This window comes from Flavobacterium sp. (assembly GCF_043720215.1).
Classification (GTDB): domain Bacteria; phylum Bacteroidota; class Bacteroidia; order Flavobacteriales; family Flavobacteriaceae; genus Flavobacterium.
In genome coordinates this window covers 1-3,046 of record NZ_JAYSSZ010000223.1, presented here as the reverse complement: position 1 = coordinate 3,046, position 3,046 = coordinate 1, and the positions used below count along the sequence as shown (strand labels likewise).

4 protein-coding genes and 1 pseudogene are annotated in these 3,046 nt (G+C 30.3%); 4 read left to right on the top strand and 1 reads right to left on the bottom strand.

Features of this window, described 5'->3' with window-relative positions; genetic code table 11:
- Together ACHZC3_RS10115 and ACHZC3_RS10110 are read left to right on the top strand one after the other, a co-directional pair.
- Positions 1–309, top strand: a pseudogene (locus ACHZC3_RS10115) (NAD-dependent dehydratase); the annotation flags it as partial.
- A 20-nt stretch (positions 310–329) separates the two neighbouring features.
- On the top strand, positions 330–1,250 hold the full coding sequence (locus ACHZC3_RS10110; protein ID WP_394759743.1) for a helix-turn-helix domain-containing protein: 921 nt from the start codon (positions 330–332) through the stop codon (positions 1,248–1,250).
- Positions 1,251–1,292: 42 nt separating this feature from the next.
- Here ACHZC3_RS10110 and ACHZC3_RS10105 read toward each other — a convergent pair whose 3' ends face one another.
- On the bottom strand, positions 1,293–1,763 hold the full coding sequence (locus tag ACHZC3_RS10105) for a MarR family winged helix-turn-helix transcriptional regulator (protein ID WP_394759742.1): 471 nt from the start codon (positions 1,761–1,763) through the stop codon (positions 1,293–1,295).
- Positions 1,764–1,867: 104 nt separating this feature from the next.
- On the opposite strand from ACHZC3_RS10105, the gene ACHZC3_RS10100 reads away from it, so the two are divergent.
- Positions 1,868–2,749 (top strand): NmrA family NAD(P)-binding protein, encoded by an 882-nt coding sequence (locus ACHZC3_RS10100; RefSeq protein WP_394759741.1) that lies wholly within the window; start codon positions 1,868–1,870, stop codon positions 2,747–2,749.
- Between the two features lie 33 nt (positions 2,750–2,782).
- On the top strand, positions 2,783–3,046 hold a 264-nt coding region (locus tag ACHZC3_RS10095), incomplete at its 3' end, for a GTP cyclohydrolase I (protein WP_394759740.1).

The following is a 3,046-nucleotide window of genomic DNA, read 5'->3' as shown; positions in this document are numbered from 1 at the left end:
CCATCTACCCATCGAAAAGTTAGATATGTTTCAAGTGATGAACTTTCAGGAAACGAAATTGCAAGTATTTTGGGGACTGCAATAGGCAAACCTGATTTAAAGTGGATTGTCGTTTCTGATGATGAAACACGCAAAGGTTTCTTAGAAAATGGTTTTCCTGAACTGCTGACAAATAATTATGTTGAAATGTTTTCAAGTTTAAACAGTGGTAAATTAGCCGAAGACTATAAATTGAACAAACCAACAGTTTTAGGTAACGTGAAATTTTCAGACTTTGTAAACGATTTTGTAACCGCCTATAATTCATAATAAATATTTATTTTTGAGCAATGAAAAGCAATCCAATTCATAGATTTAAAACCATTAGCGAGTACCATCGACAAAGAGGATTACCGCAACCAGAGCACCCATTAATCAGTTTGATTAATTTTGAAGAAATGAAATATTTGGGAGAAGATAGTCTCGTGAGTTGGTCTATGGATTTTTACTCTATCGCACTAAAAAGAAATATTAATGGGAAAATTAAGTATGGTCAACAAAAATACGATTTCGATGAAGGCGTTTTGTTTTTCATTTCTCCAGGACAAATTTTCAGTATAGAAGTTGAGAAAAATAAAGTTTTAGAAACATCAGGATGGATGTTACTTGTCCATCCTGATTTTTTATGGGGAACAAGTTTGGTCCAAAAAATAAAAAAATACGACTATTTTGACTATTCAATAAATGAAGCTTTGTTTCTTTCTGAAAAAGAAGAAACAAGTTTAATAAACATTTTGCAAAACATCAAACAAGAATACCAATCGAATATTGATAAATTTAGTCAAGATCTAATTATTGCACAATTAGAATTGTTTTTAAAATATGCTGATAGATTTTATAACCGCCAGTTTTTAACTAGGAAAATAAGCAATCATCAATTATTAAATCGGTTGGAAGAATTATTAGACAATTATTTTGAAATGGATGATTTAAATGCTAAAAGTTTGCCTACTGTAAATACAATTGCCGAAAATCTAAATGTATCACCCAATTATTTGAGTTCGATGCTCAAAGTATTGACTGGACAAACCACACAACAGCACATTCACAATAAATTGATAGAAAAAGCAAAAGAGAGATTATCAACTACAAATTTATCAGTTTCAGAAATTGCTTTCCAGTTGGGTTTTGAACATTCACCATCATTTAGTAAATTGTTTAAAGCAAAAAGTGGTGTTTCTCCTTTGGAGTTTAGAAATTCATTTAATTAAAAAAAAAGGATACTTTAAAATGGTTTAATGGTAAGTCAAGACTTAGTGATTGGTATTTAAACCCTCGTGGTAATCAATCATTTTGCTTAAAACTTCCATTGTTATTTTAAATTTTTCTTCGCCAACTAATTCTATGTAATTATCAATTAAATTGGATAATTTTTGATTTGAAGTCGTAACAAATTCTTTACCATCGTCAGTTAAATTAATTTTGTTACTTCTTTTATCATTATTTATAGTTTTGGAAGTTATCATTCCAATTTCTTCCAATTCTTTTAAAGTTCTACTCATTGCTTGTTTAAAAACCAATGATTTTTTTGATAATTCACTGTTAGTATTGCCTTCTGGACTAATATTAAAAATTACAGGCATAAATGACAATTTCATATCAACCTTTTCAGGTTTAATATTATGTTGAGACCAAACATCAAAATGCTTTTTTGCAATACAAATTAACCTGCCAAAGTTGTCTTTGTCGTCATATTGAACAGTAATCTCTTTATTTTCATTCATCTTGAAATATTTTTTACAAAGATATAAAATAAATAATAGTAAACAATGTTGTCTATATAGTAAACAATGTTTACATTTGCATCAAATAATTTAATTCAAATAAAATGAAAAAGACAATTTTAGTAGCAGGTGCAACAGGCAACCTTGGCGGTCGCATTGTAAAAGCATTGATAAAAGAAGGTGCAGAAGTTAAAGCGATAGTTCGTAAAGGTAGTGATCCAAAAAAAATTGAAGCATTAAGAAATCTTGGTGTTAGTGTAACACCAATAGATATGACTAACATTTCAAAAATCGCAACAGCTTGTATTGGCGTTTCTTGTGTAGTATCGGCGTTAGCAGGATTAAAAGAGGTAATTATTGATGGACAAAAAAATCTTTTGGAAGGTGCAATTCAAGCAGGTGTACCTCGTTTTATTCCTTCTGATTTTTGTACAGATTTTACAATCATTCCAGAAGGAGAAAATAGAAACTTTGATTTAAGAAAAGAATTCAAAGAGCATTTGGATAAAAGCCAAATTAAAGCAACTTCTATATTCAACGGATGTTTTTCTGATATTTTAAGATACAACACGCCTTTGTTTGACACAAATAACAAAACCATTGTGTACTATGACGATAAAATGGACTGGGAAATGGATTTTACTTCAATGGACGATACCGCAGCGTTCACAACATTAGCATCTATAGATGATGACGCACCACGAGATTTAAGAATTGCAAGTTTTAGAGTAAGTCCAAATGATTTAGTACAATTAAGTGAGCAAAACAAAAATCAAAAATTTGAACTTGTAAACGGTGGTTCTATGGAAGGTTTTTCAGCCTACAACAAAAGCCAAAGAGCAGCAAACCCAAAAGGCGAAATGGAATTATACGCATCTTGGCAACAATCACAATATGTGTACAGTATGTTTTTGGCAAATCACTCCAATCTTGATAATGACAGATATCCAAATTTGCAATGGGCTTCAGTTGAAGAAAATATTTAAAAAATTAATTTCAAAACACAGTTAAATTCATAAATGATAAGTTACAAAAAAATTGACCAATACAACACCGAGAAAACAATTGAAATTGCAGAAAGTTTCAAAAACATAATAGAAAATTTAGGTGAAGATACAAACAGAGAAGGTCTTGAAAAAACGCCAGAAAGAGTTGCCAAAGCATTCCAGTTTTTAACACACGGATATGAATTAGATCCTTTAGAAATTTTGAAATCGGCATTGTTTACAGAAGATCATCAGCAAATGATTGTAGTTAAGAACATCGAAGTCTATTCTATGTGC

Bases quoted from the DNA above. Each gene is read 5' to 3' on its own strand.
- ACHZC3_RS10110 (WP_394759743.1), top strand. From the start codon at position 330: ATGAAAAGCAATCCAATTCATAGATTTAAAACCATTAGCGAGTACCAT.
- ACHZC3_RS10100 (WP_394759741.1), top strand. From the start codon at position 1,868: ATGAAAAAGACAATTTTAGTAGCAGGTGCAACAGGCAACCTTGGCGGT.
- ACHZC3_RS10105 (WP_394759742.1), bottom strand. From the start codon at position 1,763: ATGAATGAAAATAAAGAGATTACTGTTCAATATGACGACAAAGACAAC.